This is a genomic window from Bacillus sp. 16GRE42 (assembly GCF_019837435.1).
Taxonomy (GTDB): domain Bacteria; phylum Bacillota; class Bacilli; order Bacillales; family Bacillaceae_G; genus Bacillus_A; species Bacillus_A wiedmannii.
In genome coordinates, this window is record NZ_JADAXF010000003.1 from 424,149 (window position 1) to 449,006 (window position 24,858).

Annotated in this window: 25 protein-coding genes; 14 read left to right on the forward strand and 11 right to left on the reverse strand. The window is 35.2% G+C overall.

Annotated features, from left to right (window positions below; all coding sequences use genetic code 11):
- Positions 1–12 precede the first annotated feature (12 nt).
- From ILS93_RS18690 to narK, 5 genes are all read left to right on the forward strand, one after another.
- Positions 13–1,026, forward strand: coding sequence for a molybdopterin-synthase adenylyltransferase MoeB (locus ILS93_RS18690; protein ID WP_064473975.1), 1,014 nt, complete (start codon positions 13–15; stop codon positions 1,024–1,026).
- 42 nt (positions 1,027–1,068) lie between these two features.
- Positions 1,069–2,358, forward strand: coding sequence for a molybdopterin molybdotransferase MoeA (locus tag ILS93_RS18695; protein WP_064473974.1), 1,290 nt, complete (start codon positions 1,069–1,071; stop codon positions 2,356–2,358).
- Between the two features lie 44 nt (positions 2,359–2,402).
- Complete coding sequence (locus ILS93_RS18700; protein WP_222661077.1) at positions 2,403–2,873, forward strand: molybdenum cofactor biosynthesis protein MoaE; 471 nt, start codon at positions 2,403–2,405, stop codon at positions 2,871–2,873.
- Complete coding sequence (moaD, locus tag ILS93_RS18705; protein ID WP_000573685.1) at positions 2,870–3,103, forward strand: molybdopterin converting factor subunit 1; 234 nt, start codon at positions 2,870–2,872, stop codon at positions 3,101–3,103. The genes ILS93_RS18700 and moaD overlap by 4 nt, the downstream gene beginning before the upstream one ends.
- Before the next feature lie 80 nt (positions 3,104–3,183).
- The gene (narK, locus tag ILS93_RS18710; RefSeq protein ID WP_098103191.1) at positions 3,184–4,353 is read left to right on the forward strand and encodes a nitrate transporter NarK; all 1,170 of its coding nucleotides are present in this window, start codon (positions 3,184–3,186) and stop codon (positions 4,351–4,353) included.
- Positions 4,354–4,639: 286 nt separating this feature from the next.
- On the opposite strand, the gene ILS93_RS18715 is transcribed toward narK, so the two are convergent.
- Complete coding sequence (locus tag ILS93_RS18715; protein ID WP_098103192.1) at positions 4,640–5,995, reverse strand: RNA-guided endonuclease TnpB family protein; 1,356 nt, start codon at positions 5,993–5,995, stop codon at positions 4,640–4,642.
- 574 nt (positions 5,996–6,569) lie between these two features.
- On the opposite strand from ILS93_RS18715, the gene ILS93_RS18720 reads away from it, so the two are divergent.
- From ILS93_RS18720 to ILS93_RS18730, 3 genes are all read left to right on the forward strand, one after another.
- Positions 6,570–6,767 carry a PspC domain-containing protein gene (locus tag ILS93_RS18720; protein WP_098110832.1) on the forward strand — a complete coding sequence of 66 codons (198 nt, stop codon included), beginning with the start codon at positions 6,570–6,572 and terminating at the stop codon, positions 6,765–6,767.
- 498 nt (positions 6,768–7,265) lie between these two features.
- Positions 7,266–8,183, forward strand: coding sequence for an AEC family transporter (locus ILS93_RS18725; protein WP_064473970.1), 918 nt, complete (start codon positions 7,266–7,268; stop codon positions 8,181–8,183).
- Entirely contained in the window at positions 8,180–8,317 is a 138-nt protein-coding gene (locus tag ILS93_RS18730) for a hypothetical protein (RefSeq protein ID WP_154131266.1), read from the forward strand. The genes ILS93_RS18725 and ILS93_RS18730 overlap by 4 nt, the downstream gene beginning before the upstream one ends.
- An 89-nt stretch (positions 8,318–8,406) precedes the next feature.
- Here ILS93_RS18730 and ILS93_RS18735 read toward each other — a convergent pair whose 3' ends face one another.
- The 7 genes from ILS93_RS18735 to ILS93_RS18765 form a co-directional block, all read right to left on the reverse strand.
- Positions 8,407–8,877: a precorrin-2 dehydrogenase gene (locus ILS93_RS18735; RefSeq protein WP_064473969.1), complete on the reverse strand. Its 471-nt coding sequence runs from the start codon at positions 8,875–8,877 to the stop codon at positions 8,407–8,409.
- On the reverse strand, positions 8,870–9,580 hold the full coding sequence (locus ILS93_RS18740) for a sirohydrochlorin chelatase (protein WP_222661090.1): 711 nt from the start codon (positions 9,578–9,580) through the stop codon (positions 8,870–8,872). The genes ILS93_RS18735 and ILS93_RS18740 overlap by 8 nt, the downstream gene beginning before the upstream one ends.
- Positions 9,577–11,001 carry a uroporphyrin-III C-methyltransferase gene (locus ILS93_RS18745; protein ID WP_088046621.1) on the reverse strand — a complete coding sequence of 475 codons (1,425 nt, stop codon included), beginning with the start codon at positions 10,999–11,001 and terminating at the stop codon, positions 9,577–9,579. Before ILS93_RS18745 ends, ILS93_RS18740 begins: the two co-directional genes overlap by 4 nt.
- 61 nt (positions 11,002–11,062) lie before the next feature.
- On the reverse strand, positions 11,063–11,380 hold the full coding sequence (nirD, locus tag ILS93_RS18750; protein ID WP_064473966.1) for a nitrite reductase small subunit NirD: 318 nt from the start codon (positions 11,378–11,380) through the stop codon (positions 11,063–11,065).
- Between the two features lie 15 nt (positions 11,381–11,395).
- Complete coding sequence (gene nirB, locus ILS93_RS18755; protein WP_222661093.1) at positions 11,396–13,801, reverse strand: NADPH-nitrite reductase large subunit; 2,406 nt, start codon at positions 13,799–13,801, stop codon at positions 11,396–11,398.
- Positions 13,802–14,012: 211 nt separating this feature from the next.
- Positions 14,013–14,720, reverse strand: coding sequence for an iron-sulfur cluster repair di-iron protein (gene ric / locus ILS93_RS18760; protein ID WP_222661096.1), 708 nt, complete (start codon positions 14,718–14,720; stop codon positions 14,013–14,015).
- Positions 14,721–14,919: 199 nt separating this feature from the next.
- On the reverse strand, positions 14,920–15,858 hold the full coding sequence (locus tag ILS93_RS18765; protein WP_088046624.1) for an excalibur calcium-binding domain-containing protein: 939 nt from the start codon (positions 15,856–15,858) through the stop codon (positions 14,920–14,922).
- A gap of 208 nt (positions 15,859–16,066) precedes the next feature.
- Here ILS93_RS18765 and exsG point away from each other — a divergent pair, with 208 nt between their 5' ends.
- The gene (gene exsG, locus ILS93_RS18770; RefSeq protein WP_000395678.1) at positions 16,067–16,219 is read left to right on the forward strand and encodes an exosporium protein ExsG; all 153 of its coding nucleotides are present in this window, start codon (positions 16,067–16,069) and stop codon (positions 16,217–16,219) included.
- 216 nt (positions 16,220–16,435) lie between these two features.
- Positions 16,436–16,645 (forward strand): hypothetical protein, encoded by a 210-nt coding sequence (locus tag ILS93_RS18775; protein WP_000830254.1) that lies wholly within the window; start codon positions 16,436–16,438, stop codon positions 16,643–16,645.
- A gap of 95 nt (positions 16,646–16,740) precedes the next feature.
- Here ILS93_RS18775 and ILS93_RS18780 read toward each other — a convergent pair whose 3' ends face one another.
- Complete coding sequence (locus tag ILS93_RS18780) at positions 16,741–17,580, reverse strand: arylamine N-acetyltransferase family protein (protein ID WP_088046625.1); 840 nt, start codon at positions 17,578–17,580, stop codon at positions 16,741–16,743.
- A 549-nt stretch (positions 17,581–18,129) separates the two neighbouring features.
- On the opposite strand from ILS93_RS18780, the gene ILS93_RS18785 reads away from it, so the two are divergent.
- Positions 18,130–19,731, forward strand: coding sequence for an esterase/lipase family protein (locus tag ILS93_RS18785; RefSeq protein ID WP_222661098.1), 1,602 nt, complete (start codon positions 18,130–18,132; stop codon positions 19,729–19,731).
- 184 nt (positions 19,732–19,915) lie between these two features.
- On the opposite strand, the gene ILS93_RS18790 is transcribed toward ILS93_RS18785, so the two are convergent.
- Positions 19,916–20,500, reverse strand: coding sequence for a preprotein translocase (locus ILS93_RS18790; protein ID WP_103654999.1), 585 nt, complete (start codon positions 20,498–20,500; stop codon positions 19,916–19,918).
- Between the two features lie 482 nt (positions 20,501–20,982).
- On the opposite strand from ILS93_RS18790, the gene spoVS reads away from it, so the two are divergent.
- Positions 20,983–21,255, forward strand: a complete 273-nt coding sequence (gene spoVS, locus ILS93_RS18795; RefSeq protein WP_000427790.1) for a stage V sporulation protein SpoVS — start codon at positions 20,983–20,985, stop codon at positions 21,253–21,255.
- 112 nt (positions 21,256–21,367) lie between these two features.
- Here the strand turns inward: spoVS and ILS93_RS18800 are convergent, their stop codons facing one another.
- On the reverse strand, positions 21,368–22,153 hold the full coding sequence (locus tag ILS93_RS18800; RefSeq protein WP_222661100.1) for a hypothetical protein: 786 nt from the start codon (positions 22,151–22,153) through the stop codon (positions 21,368–21,370).
- Between the two features lie 109 nt (positions 22,154–22,262).
- On the opposite strand from ILS93_RS18800, the gene ILS93_RS18805 reads away from it, so the two are divergent.
- Together ILS93_RS18805 and ILS93_RS18810 are read left to right on the forward strand one after the other, a co-directional pair.
- Positions 22,263–22,910: an HD domain-containing protein gene (locus tag ILS93_RS18805; RefSeq protein WP_000165957.1), complete on the forward strand. Its 648-nt coding sequence runs from the start codon at positions 22,263–22,265 to the stop codon at positions 22,908–22,910.
- Positions 22,907–24,802, forward strand: coding sequence for an ABC-F family ATP-binding cassette domain-containing protein (locus ILS93_RS18810; RefSeq protein WP_064473952.1), 1,896 nt, complete (start codon positions 22,907–22,909; stop codon positions 24,800–24,802). Before ILS93_RS18805 ends, ILS93_RS18810 begins: the two co-directional genes overlap by 4 nt.
- Positions 24,803–24,858 lie beyond the last annotated feature (56 nt).

Sequence of the window (24,858 nt, forward strand, 5' to 3'; positions counted from 1 at the left end):
GGAGGATTCTCTATGCAAGAGCGATATTCAAGGCAAGTATTGTTTTCTGGAATTGGTGAAATGGGACAAAGAAAAATAAGAGAAAAGCAAGTGCTCCTAATCGGTGCGGGTGCACTAGGAGCTGCAAATGCGGAAGCGCTCGTTAGGATGGGAATTGGGAAATTGACAATTGCCGATCGTGACTACGTCGAATGGAGTAATTTACAGCGGCAACAGTTATATACAGAAGAAGATGCAAAGCAGTCTAAACCGAAAGCAATTGCAGCGGCAGAACATGTAAGAAAGATTAATTCTGAAGTGGAAATTGTACCAGTTGTAACGGATGTCACAATGCAAGAAATAGAAGAGTTAACAAAAGAAGTAGATCTCATATTAGATGCGACTGACAATTTTGATACGCGCCTACTTATAAATGACATCTCACAAAAAGAAAATATACCTTGGATATACGGAGGATGCATTGGAAGTTACGGTGTAACGTATACAATTCTTCCTGGGAAAACACCATGTTTTCGCTGTCTAATGGATCATCCTATGGGCGGTGCAACATGCGATACAGCCGGAATTATTCAGCCAGCTGTACAGATGGTTGTTGCGCACCAAGTGACAGAGGCGATGAAAATATTGGTGGATGATTATGAGTCGCTAAGAGGAACGATGTTATCATTTGATATTTGGAACAATCAATATCTCTCATTAAAAGTAAATAGACAGAAAAAAAGTACATGTCCATCTTGTGGGAAATCACGAACGTATCCAAGTTTAACATTTGAAGCACAAATGAAAACGGAAGTGTTATGCGGACGGAATACAGTTCAAATCCGTTCAGGAATAAAGAGAAATCTTAATTTAAACGAAATTCAAAAACGATTACAAAAAAGTGTACATGTCCAAAAAACGCCTTACTTACTATCATTTCTAATTGATGAATATCGTTTCGTTTTATTTACAGACGGTAGGGCATTTATTCATGGAACAAATGATGTGAAAATAGCAAAACGATTATACGCAAAATATATAGGATGAACAGAAAGAACGTTGCCCCTTATTAAAACGAGGTGAAAAAGAATGTTAGCAAAACGTATACCAATTCCGGTGGCAGAAGCAGTGGCACGTGTAATGAAATACGCTCATCAAGGTGAAATAGAAGAGGTTTCTCTTATAGAAAGTTACGGAAGAATTCTTGGAGAAGATGTTATTGCAGATCATGATGTCCCTCATTTTGATCGCTCTCCATACGACGGGTTTGCGATTCGAGCAGAAGATACAAAAGAAGCAAGTAGCAGTAATCCCATTCTGTTTGAAGTGATTGGTGAAATTGGAGCCGGTTTTGTTTTTACAGAAGAAGTGAAAGCATTTCAAGCTGTCCGTATTATGACAGGAGCCGCAATTCCAAAAGGGTGTAATGCGGTTGTTATGTTAGAGCTAACGGAAGGATTTGAAGAAAAAGAAAAGACGTATATGAAATTAAAACGCTCCTTCGCCGCCGGTGATAACATTTCTTTTAAAGGTGAAGATGTAAAACAAAATACCATCCTTGTGAAAAAAGGGACTGTTATTAACCCTGGAGTAGTGGCGCTTCTTTCTACGTTTGGTTATAGTACCGTTTACGTTGTAAAACAGCCGGTTATCGGAATTGTAACGACAGGAAGTGAACTGCTTGAAGTACATGAACAATTAAAGCCAGGGAAGATTCGAAATAGTAACTCCTATATGATAGCTGCTCAAGTTGAACGAGCGGGCGGAGTTGTACAGTATTATGGACAATTCGCTGACGATTTTGAGACGTGTTATAACACTGTGAAAAAAGCGATAAAAGAAGTCGATATTTTAATTACAACTGGTGGCGTTTCGGTAGGAGACTATGACTATTTACCTGCTATTTATGAGAGATTACGAGCTAATGTACTTTTCAACAAAATAGCGATGCGACCAGGAAGTGTGACAACTGTAGCTGAGCTAGAAGGAAAACTATTATTTGGTCTATCTGGTAATCCTTCAGCTTGTTATGTCGGTTGTGAATTATATGTTCGGCCAGTCATTGGAACATATTTGCATAGAAAAGATTCGCACGTATATCGTGCAGAGGCAATATTACAGAAAGACTTTCTGAAAGCAAACCCATTTACTCGTTTTGTACGAGGGAAAGTGGAAATTGTAGATGGAACATTGCAAGCTACACCAGTTGGTTTAGACAAATCTAGTGCAATTTCTTCACTTGCAGAGGCGAATGCATGTATCGTCCTGCCGGGAGGAACGAGAGGATTTAAAGCAGGAATAACTGTCTCGGTACTGTTATTAGAATCAAGCGCCGGAAGTGAGTGGACGTGGGAAGGACAGTTTCGATCATACAAATAATAGAAAAATAGATTGCTAACTTATACAAAGATAAGAGGTGCAAGATGACACATACGTATTATGAAGTAATTGATACACCTATTTCAATTGAAGAAGTTACAAACAAAGTAATTCGTCGTGAATGTGGCGCAGTTGCGACTTTCATTGGTACTGTTAGAGAATTTACGAAAGGCCGTCGTACGCTATATTTAGAGTATGTAGCATATAAGTCAATGGCGGAGAAACAGCTTAAGAGAATTGGCACCGAAGTAGGAGAGAAGTGGCCTGGGACAAATGTCGCCATTACACATCGCATTGGTACATTACAAATTTCTGATCTTGCTGTTGTCGTCGCTGTTTCTACACCACACCGGAAAGCTGTCTATGAGGCGAACGAATATATTATGGAGCGTATAAAACAAATGGTTCCAATATGGAAGAAAGAGTTTTGGGAAGATGGTGAGTCATGGATAGGTGATCAGTTAGAGAAGGTAGCGTATGCAAATGGTGAGCCTAGAAAGGAGATGAGAATATGATTGAAGTACTATTATTTGCACATTTACAAGAAGAAGTAAGTAAGTCAGCATTACACATAGATTGTGAAAATATTACGGTTGCTGAACTAAAGGAAGTCCTTATTACGAAATACAACGTAGCAATTTCAAGTGAGATAATGGTCGCTATCAATGAAGAGTATGCAAATGAGGATGATATCATTCAAACTGGCGATGTCATAGCAATGATTCCGCCAGTAAGTGGTGGTTGATTCTTTTCAGCCTAATCATGTTAGGACGTGATTAGGCTGGAGGGAATGAATATAACTATGCATACATAGGAGGGAACAGGATGAAAGGTCCTAATTTTCAATTAAGTTTACAAACTTCTAATCTAGTTATCGGTTTTATGGTATGGGTTATTTTATCATCATTAATGCCTTATATTAAAGCGGATATTCCATTAACTGCGGGACAAATTTCTATGGTAACAGCAGTACCGGTTATTTTAGGTTCTGTTCTTCGCATTCCAATTGGTTATTGGACAAATCGTTTCGGAGCAAGAAAATTATTCTTTATTAGTTTTATTCTATTATTATTTCCTGTCTTTTATATTAGTGTTGCCAATTCAATGATGGATTTAATTATTGGTGGCTTATTCGTCGGAATCGGTGGGGCCGTATTCTCCGTAGGGGTAACTTCTTTACCGAAATACTTTCCGAAAGAGAGTCACGGTTTTGTAAATGGTATTTACGGTGTCGGTAACGCCGGAACAGCAATTACTTCGTTTTTAGCACCTGTCATTGCAACTTCAGTTGGCTGGAGATCGACAGTACAGTGTTATTTAGTTTTACTTGCAGCATTTGCACTTATGAACTTTTTATTAGGTGATCGTAAGGAGAAAAAGGTGAATACACCATTAATGGAACAAATAAAAGGTGTATATAAAAATGAAAAACTTTGGTTTTTATGTATCTTTTACTTTTTAACATTCGGATCATTTGTCGCATTTACAGTATACTTACCAAACTTTTTAGTATCTCACTTCGGATTAGAAAAAGTAGATGCAGGTATGCGGACAGCCGGATTCATCGTATTAGCAACAATGATGCGTCCGATTGGTGGTTGGCTTGGTGATAAGTTTAACCCGTTTAAAATATTAATCTTCGTATTTATCGGTTTAACACTTTCAGGTATTATTTTATCATTTATGCCTAGTATGAACGTGTATACATTTGGTTGCCTACTAGTCGCATTTTGCGCAGGTATTGGTAATGGTACAATCTTCAAACTCGTTCCAATGTATTTCTCAGAACAAGCTGGTATTGTAAATGGACTCGTTTCAGCTTTAGGCGGACTAGGAGGGTTCTTCCCACCCCTAATTTTAACTTTACTATTCCAACTAACAGGTCATTATGCAATTGGATTTATGGCATTATCAGAAGTCGCACTTGCTTGTTTAATCATTACAGTATGGATGTATAGTCAAGAAAAGCTGTTAGTGATGTTAAAGAATCATTAGTCAACTACCCCCACTGAGATGAAGCGTTTCAGTGGGGGCTTGAGTTAGAAAGCTAGGTCTTTTCATCTATCGCTAGACATTTGACGCTCTAGCATTCATGCCACCTTACGGTAACACCCCAAGTATGTTTTTGGTTGGTACTGGCAACGAACGATTGTTTTCCCACTTGCACCACCCTTTCGAAAAAGAGCAGTTCTTCCTTATGGAAGAAGCCACCACTCAGATGAATCCGGCGTGTACTACAAGCCCCGACAAGTCGAGTACACATAGATGGTTGACGCACCCACTAAGCTATGCGCGAAGCAACAGCCTTACGTTTTTGTACTTCTAATAGAATAGGTGTTTTTACTTTAAGACTTTCATCCAATTCTACAACTCTTGATTTTTTCAATGTATTCAGCGCACCATTAATATCAGCATGGATACATGTTCCTGCTTTACTTTTGTACAGACCACGGGTGATTCGTTTGCCACTAAAGCGATAATAAGTTTTATCATCCTTAGACCAAACTGGAACCGGATCTTTATCAAGAAAACTAGCTTTAGAAGTATAGCTTTCTTCTTGTTTTAAAAATCGTATCCCTTCTTTTATACATTTATTCTCAATCGCTGCAATCAGTTTATGAAACGGGATTTGAACAAACGTTTGATTATTCTTTTTCCCCATATCAGATCTTTGTTTCCAACCAACGTTATAGCCTACGACAATCGTATCTATGCCAAATGCTTTCACTTTTTTGAACAACAGGCCTACAGTTTGTGAAATGTAACCATTTATTTGTCGTTCGCGTTTATGCCAAAGTGCAGCCATTTGATTCGTTACAACACGTTTCGAAAGTCCATTTTCTATATTTTTCTGTTGGAGATTACGTATCATTTTGTTGAAGTACTGGTTAATGGATTTTAGTTTTTTTCCAGCAATTAAAAATGTATCACCTGTATTTGTCACGCAACTTACTAATCTATCTACACCTAAATCGCAACTCAAAGCGTTACTAGTGGTCGCTGATTGTTTCTTCATTTGAGAGACGTGCATCTCATATGTATAATGCACCTCAAAGAACCGACCTTTTTGCTTCGGTACAATCTCAATGTAGGAGATATTTTTATTTCTCAAGTTTTTAGGCATACGTATTTTAATGGAACCGAATTTTTTTCTGAATGCAACACTCATCGGAATCATCCAATACCCGTTATCATCCACTTTTGGAACTTGATAGATTTCAATAATTCGTTTGTCGGTTGAACGAGAATAATTCGGAAACTTAGGACGCCCTGTGAACTTCTCAGGATTTTTCTTCCATTTTTCCATCGCTTTAAAAAAGCTCTTTACTTCTGCATATAAGGCTCTACGAATTGCTTGAACAGAGTTTGATTGAATGCCCCAGTAGTTCATATCGGCTTGCATGGTAGTATCCACTTCTTTTACAGTAGCCATTTTATTATGGTTCAAATAACTTTGTTTCATCGTGTACAACCCAACATTTCGCAATGCTTTTGAACTATGTGACATGCGTTGCAGTAAGCGGACTTCTTTGGCAGTCAGGCAAGCTCGTCCGATATTTTGTTTCTGCGTAAAACGTTGCATAGTTTCTCTTTTCTTTTGTTTACGTAATACTTTCACTGCTTTCTTCCTAGTCATAGTTTTCACCACCTTTCTTAGAAAGTTCATTAAAATTATTTTTTTGACAAATCAATATTTGGAACGGAACAAAATGTGAACATAGTCTGCATCGCAATTCCTATTGGCTCAAGTAACAAAAGGATTATGATTATCCAATTTCGTTGTCTTACGATCTATTCCCTCCTTATCTAAGGGCAGATTGTATCGTAAGACAAAAAGAAACAAAAGTGTTTGGTCTACCTACTGATAGCAATTCATCTCCACCTGATTTATTGGGTTTCACCCGTAACACACATCAGATGGAGTCTTCTTGCCGAAAAGGATAAAGAAAAAGAACCATCCTAAAGTAATCTAGGATGGTTCTTTTAGTAATAGGCTTCAATATGTTATATTGCTATCTTAACAAATGCTTGTTTTCTAAAATAATGTGGTATTAAAATGAAAACCAGAAGTTTTATGGGATTTTATGTTAAAATATAGATATCAGATGTTATTCAATTAAAGGGTAGGTTAGTTAAAGAAAATTTAAATTTCTTCCAAAGATCGAACTAATTTTTAACATACAAATATTTAATTGGATCGGGGTGTTTAGATGAAAAAGTTATATAAGTCCACTCAAGATAAACAAGTATCAGGTGTGTTAGGTGGCTTAAGCGACAAGTATGGAATTGATGTAAGTATTCTTCGCATAGTAACTGCATTATCAGTTTTTTTTACTAGTGGATTTACAGTGTTACTTTATATAATTGCTGCAATTGTTTTGCCTACATATAAAGAAATTAAGCGATAAATGTATGAAATTAAATCGAATTCCACAATGGGGAACTTTAAAGGAACGAGTAGCTAAAGGTACTTCGCCTCTTACACGTTTAGCGTACTAGAAAGGGACTTTGCCTTTGTCGAAATATATCGAGAACGAAAATAATAACTTTTGAATGAAACGATGACTATTGATCGCTAACGAATCGATAAATAGTCGCTCCTTTCTAAAGTCTATCTATTAATATGTATAAAAAAATATTAAAATATTGAAATGTTTCGAAATTCAAAAACATATAGAGGTATCTATAACGAGAAAAAACTGCATATTTTTAGGCCCAGATTTTTGGGTAAGGCTAATGGATATTGTGAAAAAATACACTTAAAATAAAGAATACAGTTTAGGGTGATAAGATAAAATTATGAATTTGTATAAATAATCCCTAATTTTCTTAATGAGTCATATTTGATATGTTAAGGAAAAGAGAGCGTTTAATCCAACTAAAATATATGTAGAATGAGGTTTTAAATGTTTGTTTTTATTATATTAGACGTAATATTACCAATATTAATATTGATGCTAATTGGTGCAATCTTACAAAGAAAGTTCCAATTTAACTTAAAGCAGCTATCTACACTTATTACTTATTGCTTGATGCCAGCGGCTGTATTTGTGAATATATATGATATTAGTATAGAAACAGGTTTGTTGCTCCAGATAATATACTATTTAATACTTTACAGTCTGAGTGTGATGATAGTAAGTCATTTCATTTCAAAAACATTAAAGTTAGAAAAAGGAGAAAATGCAGCTCTAAAAAATAGCATTTCGTTAATGAATTCCGGTAATTATGGATTACCAGTAAGTCAATTGATTTTCAGTCACAATCCAGTGGGGGTTTCCATTCAAATTTTTATTGTCATTTTCCAGAATCTTTTAACTTATTCATATGGGATATATAACTTACTATCAGCAACAAAAACAATCGGAAGTATTATTCAATCATTTTTAAGACTACCTGTATTTCATGCACTCATATTAGGGGTTCTCTTTCAATCTTTTACAATTCAAATACCTAATTATATCTTTCTACCTCTTAATCAGCTTGCGAATAGTTTTGTTGCAATAGCACTCATATTGCTAGGAGCGCAATTATCCAACATTAAGCTTAATTTTTTCCATCGAGTCATAACATGGGCTTTAATTGGAAGATTATTGATGGGACCATTATTAGCACTTGCCATGATATACCTACTAAACATTGATGGTATTGTTGCACAATCATTATTTATTGCAAGTTCTTTTCCTACTTCAAGAAATACATCAACCATTGCTATGGAGTATCAAATAGAGCCTGAATTACATGCACAAATCGTTTTATTTTCAACACTTTTCAGCATTATTACAGTAACTGTCGTTATTTATTTGTCATATATTTTGTTTTGAATATACGTGCAAAAACGAATAGATTTGAGGCGGTAAATGATGGACAGAAATCCCATCGATATGAGAAGAAAACAGTCTTTGATATATTAGGTGTCGTTTACAATTGTACCATGCCTGATAATCAAGCGGCTTAATTCAAAAAAGGAACCAAAACAAAAAGAACAAACGCTTCTAAAAAACGTTTGTCCAAAGGTAATTACTATTTTAGTTAAGAAATAGATTATTATTTGTGAGTACGAGAAAGCTTTTTTATAAGTTTAGGAAACATAGATGTTAGTTCTTGCTTCATACGCTTTGTAAACGATGGATCTTTACCTGAGGTTGAAATCGTTACAACATATTCATCATATCGAATGATACCCGGTGTGTGAAACGATGATTCTGTACCGTCACTTACAACGTTAACCCATTGAAAATCAAGTGCGGCTTGTTTGACCATCATATTTATATCATGTTGATTTGTAGCTGCATAAATAAGATGAGCATCTTTAATATCATCATCACTAAAAGTTTTTTGCTTCCAAGTAATATAAGGCAGTTCTTTCAATTCCTCGCAAATTTCTGGGCTGATAATGGTGACAAAAGCGCCTGTATCTTTTAATCCAGACGCTTTTCGATATGCGATTTTACCTCCACCAATGATAACGACCACTTTTTTATTTAGATTAAACATAAGAGGGTACATGTTATACATACACACATTCCTCCATTCGTTCTAATAATGTTAACTTCATATATGTATCAAACTGAAGGCAGTTACAAGTCGTAACGTGATCATATTTTTTTGTATGCAATTTAATTTTTTGAAGCAACAATCCGGTAAAGAGAAGGTACGGCATGACATATACATGGGGCGCAGTCGATGTTATAGCCTTGAGCTCAGCAGTAAAAGAGGGCGCTCCTTTCGTTAAAAAGGAGCACGATACTTGCATACCGAGTTTTCGTTCGACAGCTGCTCCGATTTGTTGTAACTCATGTATCGGCTGTGGATCACTGCTACCTCGTCCTACGAGTAAAATACTACTATCTTGCATTGGCATAGTTTCACGTATTCTTTTCACTACAAGTTCCACCATATGTGGATGCGTACTAAAAGGTGGTACAACTGAAAATGTTATTTGTGGATATTTCTTTTGTAGTTGCTCTATTTGAAAAGGAATATCACGTTTATAGTGAGCTGCTGCAAATAATAAAACAGGTACAATCATTATTTCAGTTGATCCCTCCAGTATCGCTTCTGTAACTGCATCAGAAATGGTAGGTGTCGTTAGCTCTAGAAAAGCTATTTTTTGAATTCTTTCGTTACGTTCTTTCATAACAGATTGAATAAAGTGAATGAATTGTTCGTTCCCTTCTTGTAAGCGACTCCCGTGTCCAACATATACAATTCCTTTCATCGTACCACCAAATCTTTCTTCATAATCATGTCTTGTAATTGCTCATCTACATTATGAAATCCGACTTTATTCGCATAGTGTAAAGTTGGAATGTCGGTATACGAGAAGGGGAGAGTAAGAATATCGATAAAGCCAAGGCGCTTTACTTCTGATAGAAACGTATCAATTGAAGCACGGCCGTCAAACACAATGCTATCCCATGAGAATTCAGAAAGCATACGAGAATGGACTTCATCGAAACGATGATCAATTGTATACGCATGAGTCATCATATATGACCCGGCACCAATTTTCTCTTGAATAAAAGCAATCCGATTAATATTTCGTCCTAAATAAATAGTAGTATCGGAAGAGAACTCTGCTTGTTTACTTAGTAGCCCATATTGCATCAGTTTTTCTTGAGTGGCAACGTTCAAATATTGCAGTTGCGCCTGTAAGGAACGAATATCTTTCTGATGTTTACTACATGATCGCATCAATATTTCTACACTTTCAGCTGAACAAAAAACAAGGCGATCAACGTTAAAAATTTCATTGATTTGTTCAAATGTTAATGTGTATTCTTCCTTTTTGAAAGTTGGAATTTGATATATTTCTGCACCGGCTTCTTGTAACTTTTGCACCATTGAACTTGTTTTATTTGTTGCGGATGCAAATAAAACTTTTTTACCATGCAATGGTTTACGTTCTTTCCAAGCGATTTGATCCCGTAAGGAAACGACATCACCAACAATTGTCATGGATGGATTAGAAATATTTTCGTTTTTGACGATAGAAACAATGCTTGAAAGTGTACCTGTGACGACGCGTTGTTTACCAGTTGTACCCCATTCAATGACTGCTACTGGCGTATTGTCTTTCTTTCCTGCTTGTAGTAAGGTTTCACAAATTGTAGGTAAGTTTTTTATACCCATGTAGTAGGCGATAGTGTCGCTATTGTGAGATGAATTATATTTTCCATGATCGGTTAAAGGACCTTTTGCATGCCCAGTTAATAAAGTGACGCTATTACTGTAGTTACGGTGGGTGAGGGGGATACCTGCATAGCTACTAGCGGCGATGCTAGATGTAATACCTGGTACAATTTCATATGGAACGTTCACTGCTGCTAAAGTTTCTGCTTCTTCACCAACGCGGCCAAAAATAGATGGATCTCCGCCCTTTAAGCGGACAACGATTTTTCCTTCTTTCGCAAATTGAAGGAGGTGGGCGTTAATCATTTCTTGTCGCATAGTATGATTCTTTGGCATTTTTCCGCAATAAATAAGTTCACATGTTTCTTTTGTATAACTAAGAAAGAAAGGGTTTAATAAACGGTCATATAAAACGATATCTGCACGCTTTAAACAATCTATCGCTTTCTTTGTAATAAGCCCTTCATCACCTGGTCCTGCACCAACTAAATATACATATCCGTTCATAATCGCACCTCTTCTATTTTTATGTAAAAGGAAGCCAGGGGGAGGCTTCCTTTTTTAAAAATTACATGTATATATAAATGTCACCCTTAATAACTTCTACTTCATAAGTTTGAATACAACCGTCATCAGGTTTTTGAACTTCACCTGTTAGTAATGAAATTTTCCAATCATGCAGTGGACAAAAGACGAATTCACCAGATACAATTCCTTCTGCTAACGGTCCGTTTTTATGAGGACAACGATTTTCTACAGCTCGAATATCGCCATTTGAAAGACGGAATAGGGCGATAGACATACCTTTCATTTGCACCTCTTTACCGATTTGTATAGGAAGGTCTTCTGCACACATAACTTTTATTTTTTCTTTCGTTTGTATCATTTAAATCACAGCTCCTTATTTCACAGTTTCTACTTCATACATCGCTTTTAATGACTTAATTTCTAGTGCTTGTCCCCACGCTTCCGTATATGTGCTACGAGCTGTTTGGAAGCGTTCATTTAGCGTAGTAACCATACTTGTATTTTGCAGTATTTCTTTTATGTGATCGAAGCCTAAACGTTCTGTCCAGTAAGCAGTACGCTCTCCGTAAATACCAGTTTCACGATAATATTGCATGTAAGCTGTAGCGATGCGAAGGACATCATCTTCAGTAGGCACGATCATTACAAAATCAGCTTCGCGTACTTCTGTACCACCATTTCCGCCAATATAAAGTTGGTATCCATTTTCGACACATACAACGCCAAAATCTTTCGTCAGTACTTCCGCACAGTTACGTGGACAGCCCGTTACTCCCATCTTCATTTTATGGGGTGTATCTACCATTTCTAATGATTGTTCAAGTAACATACCAAGTCCTAATGAATCTTTCGTGCCGAAACGGCAGAAGCGAGAACCAACACATGATTTTACATTACGAAGCGATTTTGAATACGCATATCCCGAAGTCATATGTAAGTCAGCCCATACGTTAGGTAAATCTTGTTTTTTAACACCATATAAGCCGATTCGGCTCGCACCTGTAATTTTCACAAGAGGAACATCGTACTTTTTCGCAACTTCAGCAATTTTCATTAAATCATCTGCTGTTGTAACACCACCGTACATACGTGGAATAACAGAGAATGTACCATCGTGCTGAATGTTCCCGTTCATTCTTTCATTAACGAAACGGGACGCTTTATCATCTTCATATTCTTCTGGAATCGCCATCCGTAAGTAGTAATTTAAAGCAGGGCGACATTTTGAACAGCCATCTTCATGTACAAAACGAAGAACATTTCGTACTTCTTTTGGAGATTTTAAACCTTTCTCGTGAATGGCGGCTACGACTTCATCACGTGATAAAGTTGTACATCCGCACATACCAGCAGACTGCGCGGAAGCATCAAAAGCATCTCCGAGTGTATGAGATAAAACTTGCTCCACAAGCGGACGACATTTACCACAAGATCCTGCGGCTTTCGTGCATCCTTTTACTTCTTCAAAAGTAGTTAACTCTTGCTCTAAAATGGCATGAACGATTGTACCTTTCGTAACACCATTACATCCACAAATCGTGTCATCTGCACTCATTGTAGCAACGTCAAGTTCACTTTCTTCACCAGCTTTGTGAAGAAGGGAAGCGGCTGTATATTCTTGTATATCTTCTTCTTTCTTTAACATGCTAAAGAGGCGTGTACCGTCAGCTGTGTCACCATATAAAACGATACCGACGACTTTATTATCACGAATTAATACTTTTTTATAGGAACGTTTACATTCATCAAAGATTGAAATTGCTTTCGTTTGATCATCTTCATAAATTTGGCCAGCAGAGAATAAATCACAACCAGCAACTTTTAATTGCGTACCAACGATACTGCCCATATATCCATTCGTTTGTAAATTCGTTATATGTTTTGCTAATATTGTGCCTTGTTCATAAAGAGGGGCAACAAGTCCATATGCGATACCATCATGTTCTGCGCATTCGCCAACTGCATAAATGGCTTCATCATTTGTTAGCATATAGTCATTGACTACAATGCCGCGATTGACAATGAGACCAGCATCTCTGGCTATTTTCGTATTTGGTCGTATTCCGACAGCCATTACGATTAAATCACAATCTACAACTTCACCATCTTCAAATTGAATGCCAGCAACATAGTCTGTACCAAGAATTTTTACAGTTTTCTTTTCCATTAAAAACTTCATGCCTTGCGCTTCTAAATCTTCACGCAATAAAGAAGCTGCTTTCGTATCTAGTTGTTGCTCCATTAAGTTTGGCATTAAATGAACAACATGCACGTCCATTCCTAAGTCAATTAGACCTCTTGCGGCTTCTAAACCGAGTAACCCGCCACCAATGACAACGGCCTTTTTCTTTTCTTTAGCGGTATCTATCATAAATTGTGTATCTTCAATAGTTCGAAATCCTGTTACACCAGGAAGAGTGGAACCTTCAACAGGTAAAATAAAAGCACTAGAACCTGTTGCAATAATGAGCTTGTCATATGTAAGAGTACGATTCTTTTCTGTAATGATAATTTTTTCTTCTCGGTTAATACTTTGAACTCTTTCGTTTGTGTATAAAGTTATTTCGTTTTCTTCGTACCAACTATATTCATTCATAATGATATCTTGCATATTTGTTTTGCCTTGTAAAACATGAGAGAGCATAATACGGTTGTAGTTTGGATGCGGTTCATCTCCAAAAATAGTAATCTCATATGAATCACTATCATGTTTTAATATTTCTTCCATACAGCGTATGCCAGCCATACCATTTCCGATCATAACTAAACGTTTTTTCATTTTCGTTTCCCCTTTTTATGTGAAATGTTGAACAAAGGATTATATTTCTATTATAGAAAATCAAAAAAGCGGGAGATGTGATATTTATCACATTTCTATAATGATTCACAAATTATTAAAATTCGGGTTAATGTGAAGGGGAGAAGTGTGGATGTTATTCACGTAATGAAAAAGCAGGACATGAGTAGAAATACTCATGTCCTGCTTTTATTTATGCTCTCGTAATTGCACGTGGAAATAAAATATTATTTTCTAAATGAATATGCTCAAATAAATTAGACTCTAGCGCTTCAAGACGTTGATAAACAAGTCGATAAGTGCCGCAAGCTCCTTCTGGAGGAGTAAAGTCATTTGTCACTTTACGAAGTTCTTTTATAATATTTCCGGCATGATTGTGCTCATTTTCTAGTTCATCTACTACTTTACGTAATTTTGCATAGTTTTCATCAGTTGGATTTTGTTCAAATTCTAAAATTAATGGAAAATCTTCTGTTTCTTCTTTAATTAAATGCTGTTCTAATTCCATTTTAAGTTCATGAAACAGCTTATGAATTTGAGCTAAATGAGGCTGATTTGCTCCATGAACGCGTAATACTTTCGTCACATATGGACTTAACTGCGGTAACTCTTCATTTAAATAACGATGATGCTTATTAATTACATAATCAATCAATTCGCGATAAGAAGCATTTTTCCAATCAATTTCAGATTCATTTAATAGTTTCGTATTATGATAAAGCGTATTTAACTCTGTAATTACTTCAGAAGCTGATAAATTTCTTTCATGAATTGCATCAATAAGTGGCTTATTACCACCGCAACAAAAATCTATTCTATACGATTTAAAAAGATCACTAGCTTTCGGAAATTGTGTAACAATCTCACCAACAATTGAAGTTTCAGTAAATGTATGTTCCATATGAATGCCTCCATAAAGTTTAAATGTAATATCTAAATTAAGAATAGCGATAAATGAAAAACAATGTGGTGATTGAAATCACTTATAATGTGTCAGTTTTGAGAATAATAGGAGTGTTATAAACGGAAGAGAGAGGAGGTAATTAGTCGCAATACTATTTGATAAAAAAAGAAGCTTACTAGAAGCTTCTTTTTTATTACTATTTTTCACATGCAACTCCATCACCATCACGATCAAGTTTAGAGCTATAACCTGGTTGGTCTTTATATAATGGAGCTTTTCCAGCATTTTTAACTTCAGTACAATTTTTGTAAGTTACATTACTATTGTTACTTGCAGCTGGTTGTGTTTGAGCTTGCTGTGCTTTTTTTTGTTCCTCTTGTTGTTTGCGAGCTTGCTCATCAGCTTGGCGTTTTTGTTCCTCTTGTTGTTTACGAGCTTGCTCATCAGCCTGACGTTTTTGTTCTTCTTGTTGTTTACGAGCTTGTTCATCAGCTTGGCGTTTTTGCTCTTCTTGTTGTTTACGAGCTTGTTCATCAGCTAGACGTTTTTGTTCTTCTTGTTGTTTACGAGCTTGTTCATCAGCTAGACGTTTTTGTTCTTCTTGTTGTTTGCGAGCTTGCTCTTCGGCTTGGCGTTTTTCATCCTCTTGCTTACGAGCTTGTTCATCGGCTAGACGCTTCTCATCTTCTTGCTTTTGAGTTTTCTCGTCCGCTTCTTTCTTTTTATCATCTTTTTTCTCTGCATTATTAGAAGCGACTTGTTTATTTGTTGCTGTCGTCTTTTCAGAAGAAGGAGCTGAAATACTTGATAATGCAACAAAAATGACAAATAAAATAGCAGTGATAATAAATTGTTTTTTTGCTACACCTGTCTTTTTAATTACGGATAAGATTGCTAACACAAGGAAGAAAACAAATAAAACAAAACTTAAAATAGAAAAGAATTCAACAATGGGGTTATTAGAAGTCTCAGCACTAGTTATTATGAATACAATCGAAATCATAAAAAGAATAACGGCAGGACGACCATATTGTTTTGCTTTTCCATTTTTCTTAAAGATTGAAATGATACATAAAATTAAAAGAATAAAAGCAATAAAAAATAAAGCTGCACCAATATTACTCAAAATCGCCATTTTTATACCTCTATTTGTAAGATTTTCACTATTGATTATATAGGAACTTATTGGATATTACACGATTTATATAAATTTAGAAAATTAGTATTTTTAATAGACTTATAAACATTTATTTTATATATAAAGAAAAATAGATATATTTCCTATTACGTTTTTAAAGAGAATTCATAAAGTATAATATATCGATTGAAAGGAGGGGGTTTAAATGGAATTTCAATTATTGGTAACTTGCATATTACAAGAAGGTAATGCTTTCTTTTTAGTAACGAAAGTAGACGATGTTATTACGTTAAAAGTACCGATTACTGCGGGAGTAGCAGGTTTATTCTTAGCTTTAGGTGTACCAAGATGTTCTTAATTTAAATTTCTAGAGTAGAAGGGAAGGGATATACCTTTCTCTTCTACTATTACATAATATGATTATGTAAACTAAAATATTGTTTTGTAATAGCACGTTTAAAATGGACATGCATATACTATAATGTTTCATTGGATGTTAGTGATGAAAGGTAGTTTTCACACGTGCATGTAATGATGTTCATTAAGTTATGAAATTAAAGAGGTGCTATTATATATGAAAAGAAGAACATTTGATATTCCAGTTACATTGCGAAGAGAGTGGTTTTTAATAGAATTAGCTCATTTAACGAAAAAATATGGAATTGAAATTGCAACTAGCAAAATGGAAGCTGCACCGTTTTTAAGAGATCAAGTAACGGAATCAAAAATAGGATCAGGGCTCCAATACGATAAATATGATGATGAGTATATGATTGAAAATTAAAGGATAAGAGCAAAACAAATTTCTTTATAACAAAATATAAAATAAAGCAGATTCTAAATATGGAATCTGCTTTATTATGAAATACTTCTAGTCAACTAGCCTCTTTCTAGTGTTTTTCCTACATATTTCACTTGCGTTATTCCAAAAGATTCATGAAGAATGCGAGCATAATCTTTTGATTCTATTGGACGTTTATTTTTGATGCCTTTAAAGGTTTCTGTATAATTTTTATTTGTTAATGATACGTGACCATAATCAGTTAATTTACAAGTGATAGCTCCTTTATTAAAAGGAGATTCTTTATGTTCTACAATCACTTTTTGAATGTTATTCACCTTTTTCTCATCTATTGGATCTAAAGTAAAGGCATAGCCTATTTTCCATTCATGTGAAGGTTCAGATTGCAAGAAATTTGTAGATTCCCCGTTAGCTCCTTTTCTCATTTCTAAAATGTGTGTACCTTTTCGGGTAGTTCGTTTGCGAATTCGATATTCACCCGTTTGAGAAGAGATGACTTCTCCGTTAAAAGGGACTGGATGTAAAGGTAGATGAGAGGCAAAACCGGCATCTATAACATAATCTTTATTATTATGATTTAATATGATAATGACATGACCATCATCGGGTTTCCATTTATTATCATAAAGGTCATAAACAGTACCAGCTACTTTATATACTTGAAATCCACAATCAATTAAAAAGTAATACAATAAGGAGTTTAATTCATAACAAAGACCGCCTCGTTTTTGAATAAGTAACTTTTCTACTAAGTTCTTTTTTGAGATGTCTTTAAAAGTACCAGCCATAATATCAAGATTTTCATAGGGCAGAATCAATCCCATTTTTAAGAGGATTTCATCTAAATCATCAAATGTTACTTCTTCTGCAGGAATTTTTAATCGTTTAAAAAACTCCTTTTGTAACTTGGTCATCATAAAGCATTCTCCTTTCTTGTTACAGAATTTTCTTCTGCTCATCGCTAGGTTAGTACTTCTAAAAGTTTAATTCAAGTCTGCAGAAATTATCATAATATATGTTTCTGGAAATGTTATTTTCTATTCTGAAATTTCAGTTTAATTTTTAATGTTAGGAAAGTCTTATAGTATAAGCCTCTATTTTGTTTAGTTTGTATTTAATTAAATAAAAGTACATATCTTCATTAACTTTTTTATAATTAGCTGGTAATAAAGTGTTTTTTTACTAAAGTTTTTTCAAGATTTGTATGCTTTATATAAACAATAATAATTGGAGGATATTTGGATTCAGTAAAGTTAACAATTGTTGAGAAACTTTTTTGTAGCGCTCTCTCAAAAGGAAGAGATTGAATCAAAGAGAATAACGTGTGTTAAGGAAGAAGGGGTACTAGTAATCTCTTGAGAATAGGGACAAGATCTTGTTTAAGTAAAAAGATTATCTAGTATTAAGAGAGAAGATAAAAAAAATTACAAAGAGCACCTTCTTTCAAAAAAAGTGGGGGGAGTAACATGCGATTGATGAGAAGATGTGTTGCCTTACTAATTGTATTTTTTATCATGGTTCCAATGATTAGCACAAATGTGCGAGCAGAAGTTGTAAAAGAGCTTGGAAAGGGATTTCCTGATACAGAAGTATTTACACCTGGAGAATGGTTTTTAGGTCAAAAACCTGCTAATTACGATGAGAATAAGCCTCCAATTCTTTTTGTACAAGGAAGGAATGGGAATGCTGATAGTTGGTATGGAAAGACAGTGTATCACGATATAAATGATATGTATGACTATGCTTTAAAAGCAGGTTATCAAACAGTATTTATCCAATTATATGATGCTGCTGGGAAAGGGTCAGCTAGTCAGTGGGATAACGGAAAATTGTTAGCACAAAAATTAGAAGAAATATATAATCACTTCGGTAAAAAAGTTAATATTGTAGCACATAGTAAAGGCGGTATCGATACACAGGCTGCATTAGTAGGATATGGTGCAAATCGATTTGTTGGAAATGTTATAACGCTTGCGACGCCACATCATGGATCAAACTTGGCGGATTTATCATATAGTTGGTGGGCAGGATGGCTTGCTTCTATATTAGGTCAAAAAGATGATGGTACGTACTCATTACAAATGGGGGAAATGGCAAAATTTCGTTCAACGATTGATAATAATCCAGCAGCTAAATTAAACCGTTACTATACGGTTACCGGTACTAGCTGGGGACCAGTATTTTCTGCGTTATCTATGGGCGGGTTCTATTTGTCATCATACGGTTCAAATGATGGACTAGTAAATGAGTGGAGTGCTAAGTTACCGTATGGAACGCATTTATTTACAGATTCCAGATTTGATCATGATAATATAAGAAAAGGATCTGCTGTTTTCTCTCGAATTGAACCATATTTACGTACATCAAATGTAGCTGTACCAGCTTTAGTAGCATCCAGCACTAGTTCAAATGAAAATATAGAACAACTAAATACAACTTCAAATCAAAACATTTTAGGAGGAGAATTGCCACAAAATCAGTGGATAGAGCAAACCGTTACGGTTGATAAAAAAGCTGAAGGAATAGTTTCTATCTTAACAGCGTCTTCTGATGTAGAAGTACAAATGATATCTCCAAAAGGAAAAATGTATACAAATAAGGATAGCGTTATTACTACTGGTGAAGGTGAATCTTTCTTTGGTGGTGCGACAATTAGAACATTTAAATTTGATAAAATGGATGTAGGAGAATGGAAAGTTAAAATGATGGCGAAGCAGTCGAAAGATGCATTTTTAATTGTAAGCGATTACAATAGTGGCGCACCATTTGTTCTCCAAATGCCTACAAAAGTTAAAGTGAATAAATCTGAGTATAAATTGAAAAAATCACCTGTAGCACCTGAAATGAAAGGGGATCTTTCCATAACAGTAAGAGTAGTTAATAAAGAAGGGAAACTAGTCTCTGAATATAATGAATTACAAAATGTTAATAATACTACATTTACTGGTACTTTGAAGGACATAAAGCAACCAGGAGTATACAACATTACGATGGATATAAAAGGGATGAATAAAGAAGGACAACCGTATAATCGTACAATTGTTAAGTCGGTTTATGTGGAGAAGTAAGAAAGAATGAGAAGTTTTTAATATAAAAAGTACCGAACTTTTGTAGTAGAAGAGTTCGGTACTTTTTTCATGTTTATTAGATTAACAGAAACGTACAATGGAATTTATGTTTGATTATAGGAATCAAAAGAACATTATTCAATAAAAAAGATGCTGAAATAGCATCTGAATGTGAAGAGGATTATTAACTTAGTTTTATAACTGTTAATTCAACGGAATTAATACCATTATCACAAGTTGTAATACTTTGACGATTAAAACCACTATTATTTTTCAGTTGAAGAGTGGAATTAGCTGTCACTGTAACAATTGTTTCGCCTGCTAGTTGAAGACATTCGTTATTTGATGAAGTATTCATTTGGAAAGCGAAATCACCTTGACTATTAGCAAGTGGATTATTATTTAAAAATATAGTCATGACTGGAATATGTGGAAAGACAGGATTTGAATTAGTGTTAATAGTTGAAATGAAAGAAACTCTATAATCACCAGTTTGACTAATTTGTATAGTAGTAGGATTTAGTAAGGAAACTCCTCCTGCTATAGGGCCAACGTGATTAAATGGAAAAGGATCTCCAAAAGGAACAGTTATAAACTCAGTTTGCCAAAAAGTGCCGTATGCTGGACAGCTTTTTTTATGTGAATGGTCGCATGAACATTTTTTATAGGAACTTGAAGAAGAGTTACATGAACATTTTTTATATGAGCTGGAAGAAGAGTTGCATGAACATTTTTTATTGGAGTTTGAAGAATGATAGTATGAACCCAATATATTACCCCCTATTATGAATGAAGTGTATACTCATAGTATTTTATGCTTGTCTTATATAAAAGGTGATAGATTTGGAGTATAAAGTGCTAATACGATGAAATATAGTAATAGAATAGTAGTTGTAACAATTTTTGAAGAAGAAAAGGTTAATGATTTGGTAAAAATATCAGTGGAATATCTTGAAATGTTAAAGTATAGTGGGAATGCTTATTTTAATTTCACATGTAAAAATAAAACCAGTAGCCTCAGTTGCAATGATGTGATCGTTTAAGTGAATGTCTATTTTTTAAATGTTTGTATATTAGAGTTTATGGTTGTTTTCTTTTATTTACGTAGTGGGGCAGGAAGAAGACGAAAAGTATCGAATGAATGTACATATGTAGCATTGTTTGCTTTTGGTGTGAATAGTAGTAAAAGATACGTTGAAATATTTTAAACCGTAACAAAAGAGCGATTAAATAATAGAGGGAGCAACTTACATGGAAAATATATTAAAAGTATCTTCAAAATCAAAACCAAATTCAGTAGCAGGTGCAATAGCTGGTGTACTAAGAACAAGTGGCAATGTGGAAATTCAAGCGATTGGGGCGGGTTCTATAAATCAAGCGATTAAAGCAATTGCAATCGCAAGAGGATTTGTTGCTCCAAGTGGTATTGATTTGGCCTTTGTTCCAGCATTTCAAGAGGTTACTATTAATGATCAAGAAAGAACGGCAATTAAATTAATTGTAGGTCCTAGAAGGAAAAGGTAACTGCAGTAATTCAGTATTGAAATGATATTTAACATAACAAACAAAAAGTGTCACAAATGCTTATGAAATAGGCATTTGTGACACTTTTATAGTTTTGTGAGAATAAAAACCCCTAAAACTGCTCATTCTTCTCCCAAGATTCCACAATATAATGTGCAATCGTCGGGTTGAATCCTTTCCCAACTAAAAACATAATCGCAGCAACTTCTGTTAAAGCGTGTTTGTGTGATGTATGTTTTGCTTCATTTAAACCGTAATCTACCCAAGGTTTTACGAAATCTAGTACAGGTTTCTTTAAAGGTAAAAACTGTGTACCGACAACTTGCTGGATTTGTTGTTGTGTTGGTTCTGTAATTGGTCCAGGGGGTAAGATTTGAGGTTGTGTAATATCGAGTGTTGGTCCTGGTGGCAAAATTTGTGGTTGTGTTGGATCGATCGTTTGAGGTGCCGGTGGTGAAACACGCGCGTCATAGTTTGGTTGATACATTTGCGGCTGAGTTGTGTATGGATTTTGTTGAAATTGTTGTTCTTGATTTTGAGGTGCTACATATGGATTTTGCGGGTATTCATAATTAGGACGTGTGTCGTATAAGTTTTGTTGATATTCAGTTTCATGATTTTGCGTTGTTGCGTATGGATTTTGTTGAAATTGTTGTTCTTGATCTTGTGGTGCTGCATATGGGTTTTGAGGATATTCATAATTAGGACGTGTTTCGTATGCGTTTTGTTGATAATTAGCTTCTTGATTTTGTGGTGTTGCGTATGGATTTTGTTCATATTGTTGTTCTTGTTCTTCATATTGTTGTTCTTGTTTTTCATATTGTTGTGTGTATCTTTGGTCCTGTTGCTGAGGGTAAAATGGTTGTTGTGGATAAGGCGGTTGGTTATTATAGAACATATTTATTCCTCCTTCATGATGATGCCTACCACCCAGTGTATGGGCGGACAAGAAAATATGTGATGAAAAAATGCGGGCGTGTTACAATAAGTAACTGGGTGAAGATAAAATGACAAAACAAGAAAAGATTCAAAAAACAATTACTTTTGTAAAACATATTTTAGAAAAAGATGCGAGTGGGCATGATTGGTATCATATTGAACGCGTACATAAACTGGCGATTTCTTTATCCGAGCAAGAAGGGGGAAATCGTTTTATAATTGAAATGGCAGCATTACTTCACGATGTGGCAGATGAGAAGTTAAATGAAAGTGAAGAAGCAGGAATGAAAAAAGTTTCTGATTGGTTAGAAGAGTTACATGTTGAAGCAGAGGAAAGTAAACATGTTCTTCATATCATTGCCAATATGTCTTATAAAGGTGGTCATGGCGGTAAAGTGGATTCACTTGAAGGGAAGCTTGTTCAAGATGCGGATCGCTTAGACGCTCTTGGAGCAATTGGAATAGCTCGCACATTTGCGTATGGTGGAGCGAAAGGGAGATTAATGTATGATCCAACTATTCCTCCACGTGAAGTGATGACGAAAGATGAATATAGAAAAAATAACGATCCATCTTTAAATCATTTTTATGAAAAACTTTTGAAACTAAAAGACTTAATGAACACGAACGCAGCAAAGCAAGAGGCTGAAGTTCGTCATCGTTATATGGAACAGTTTATTGAACAATTTATGAAAGAGTGGAATGCACAAATATGAAAATGTTAACTGTGGAAAACTTATCGAAATCATACGGAGAAAAACCGTTATTTGATGGATTATCATGTAGTATTACAGAAGGACAACGTGTCGGAATTATTGGTGTAAACGGTACTGGTAAATCGACATTATTAAAAATTATTGCAGGGTTAGAAACTCCTGATACAGGTGATATGACGCATTCCCGTGGGTATACAATTAGTTATTTATCACAGCAACCAGAGTTTGATGAAAAACTAACAGTATTAGAGCAAGTGTTCCATGGTGATACACCTTTAATTCGTCTTCTTCGTGATTATGAACAATCGTTATTAAATATCGAAAAAGATCCAAGTAATGAAAAAGTACAGGAACAATTATTTGCAGTGCAGCAACGTATGGATGCGATGAGTGCATGGGAAGCAAATGCGAATGCAAAATCGTTATTAACGAAATTAGGAATTACTGATTTTACAGCAACTGTTGGAAACCTATCTGGTGGACAAAAAAAGCGTATTGCAATGGCGCAATGTTTTATTGAAACACCTGATTTATTAATTTTGGATGAGCCTACGAACCATCTTGACCATGAGACAGTTGAATGGTTGGAAGAATATTTAGCAAGATATAATGGTGCGGTATTACTTGTAACCCATGATCGTTATTTCTTAGATCGTGTGACAAACCGTATTTTTGAATTAGACAATGGTAAACTATATAGTTACGAAGGAAACTATAGTACATTTTTAGAAGCGAAAGCACTTCGTGAAGAACAAGAAATTGCGCAAGAATCAAAACGTCAAAACTTATATCGCCGCGAACTAGCATGGATCCGCCGCGGTGCAAAAGCTCGTTCGACAAAGCAAAAAGCACGTATTCAACGATTTGATGAGTTAAAAGGTCAAGAAGGACCAGCTGCAAAACAGTCAGTTGATATTGCGCTTAGCGGCAGTCGCCTCGGTAAAAAAGTACTTGAGTTAAAAGATGTAACGAAAAAATTCGGTGATAAAACGGTATTACACAACTTTAATCATATTGTGAAACCAGGAGATCGTATCGGAATCATTGGAGCGAATGGAAGCGGAAAATCTTCTCTATTAAATATGCTTGCAGGCAAGTTAGCTCCTGATAGTGGTGAAGTTGAAGTAGGACAAACTGTAAAAGTTGCTTATTATACGCAAGAAAATGAAGAGATGAATTTAAATCAGCGTATGATTGAATACATTAAAGAGATTGCAGAAGTTATTCATACGACAGATGGAAAAGTAATTGGTGCATCTCAAATGCTAGAACGTTTCTTATTCCCGACGCACTCACATGGTACACCGCTTGGTAAACTATCTGGTGGGGAAAGAAGACGTTTATATTTATTACGTATTTTAATGGGAGAACCAAACGTACTATTACTGGATGAACCTACGAATGATCTAGATACACAAACATTAACAGTACTGGAAGATTATTTAGAAGATTTCCCAGGTGTCGTTTTAACTGTATCGCATGACCGTTACTTCTTAGATAAAGTAGTAGATGAATTGTTCATCTTTAGTGGTGGAGGCGAAGTGCGTGAATTCCTAGGTAGTTATACGGACTTTTTAGAAATGGAAAAGACGAAAGAACTTATTGAGAAGGCGGAAGTTCAAAAAGAGAAAAAAGTGGTAGAAGAAGCTCCGAAACAACAACGTAAACGTAAACTTTCATACAAGGAGCAGCGTGAATGGGAAACAATTGAAGATACAATTGCCGAACTAGAAGAGAAAATTGAGTCAATTGGAGAAGAACTTGCGAAAGTTGGATCTGACTTCACAAAGGCACAAGAATTATCTGAAGCACAGCAAAAAACAGAAGAAGAGCTAGAAAAAACGATGGAAAGATGGAGTGAACTATCAGACATCGTTGAAGGATTAAAATAAAAACAAGCTGCATATATTGAAAAGTAAAGAGAAAAACTTTACACTATTGGTAGAAC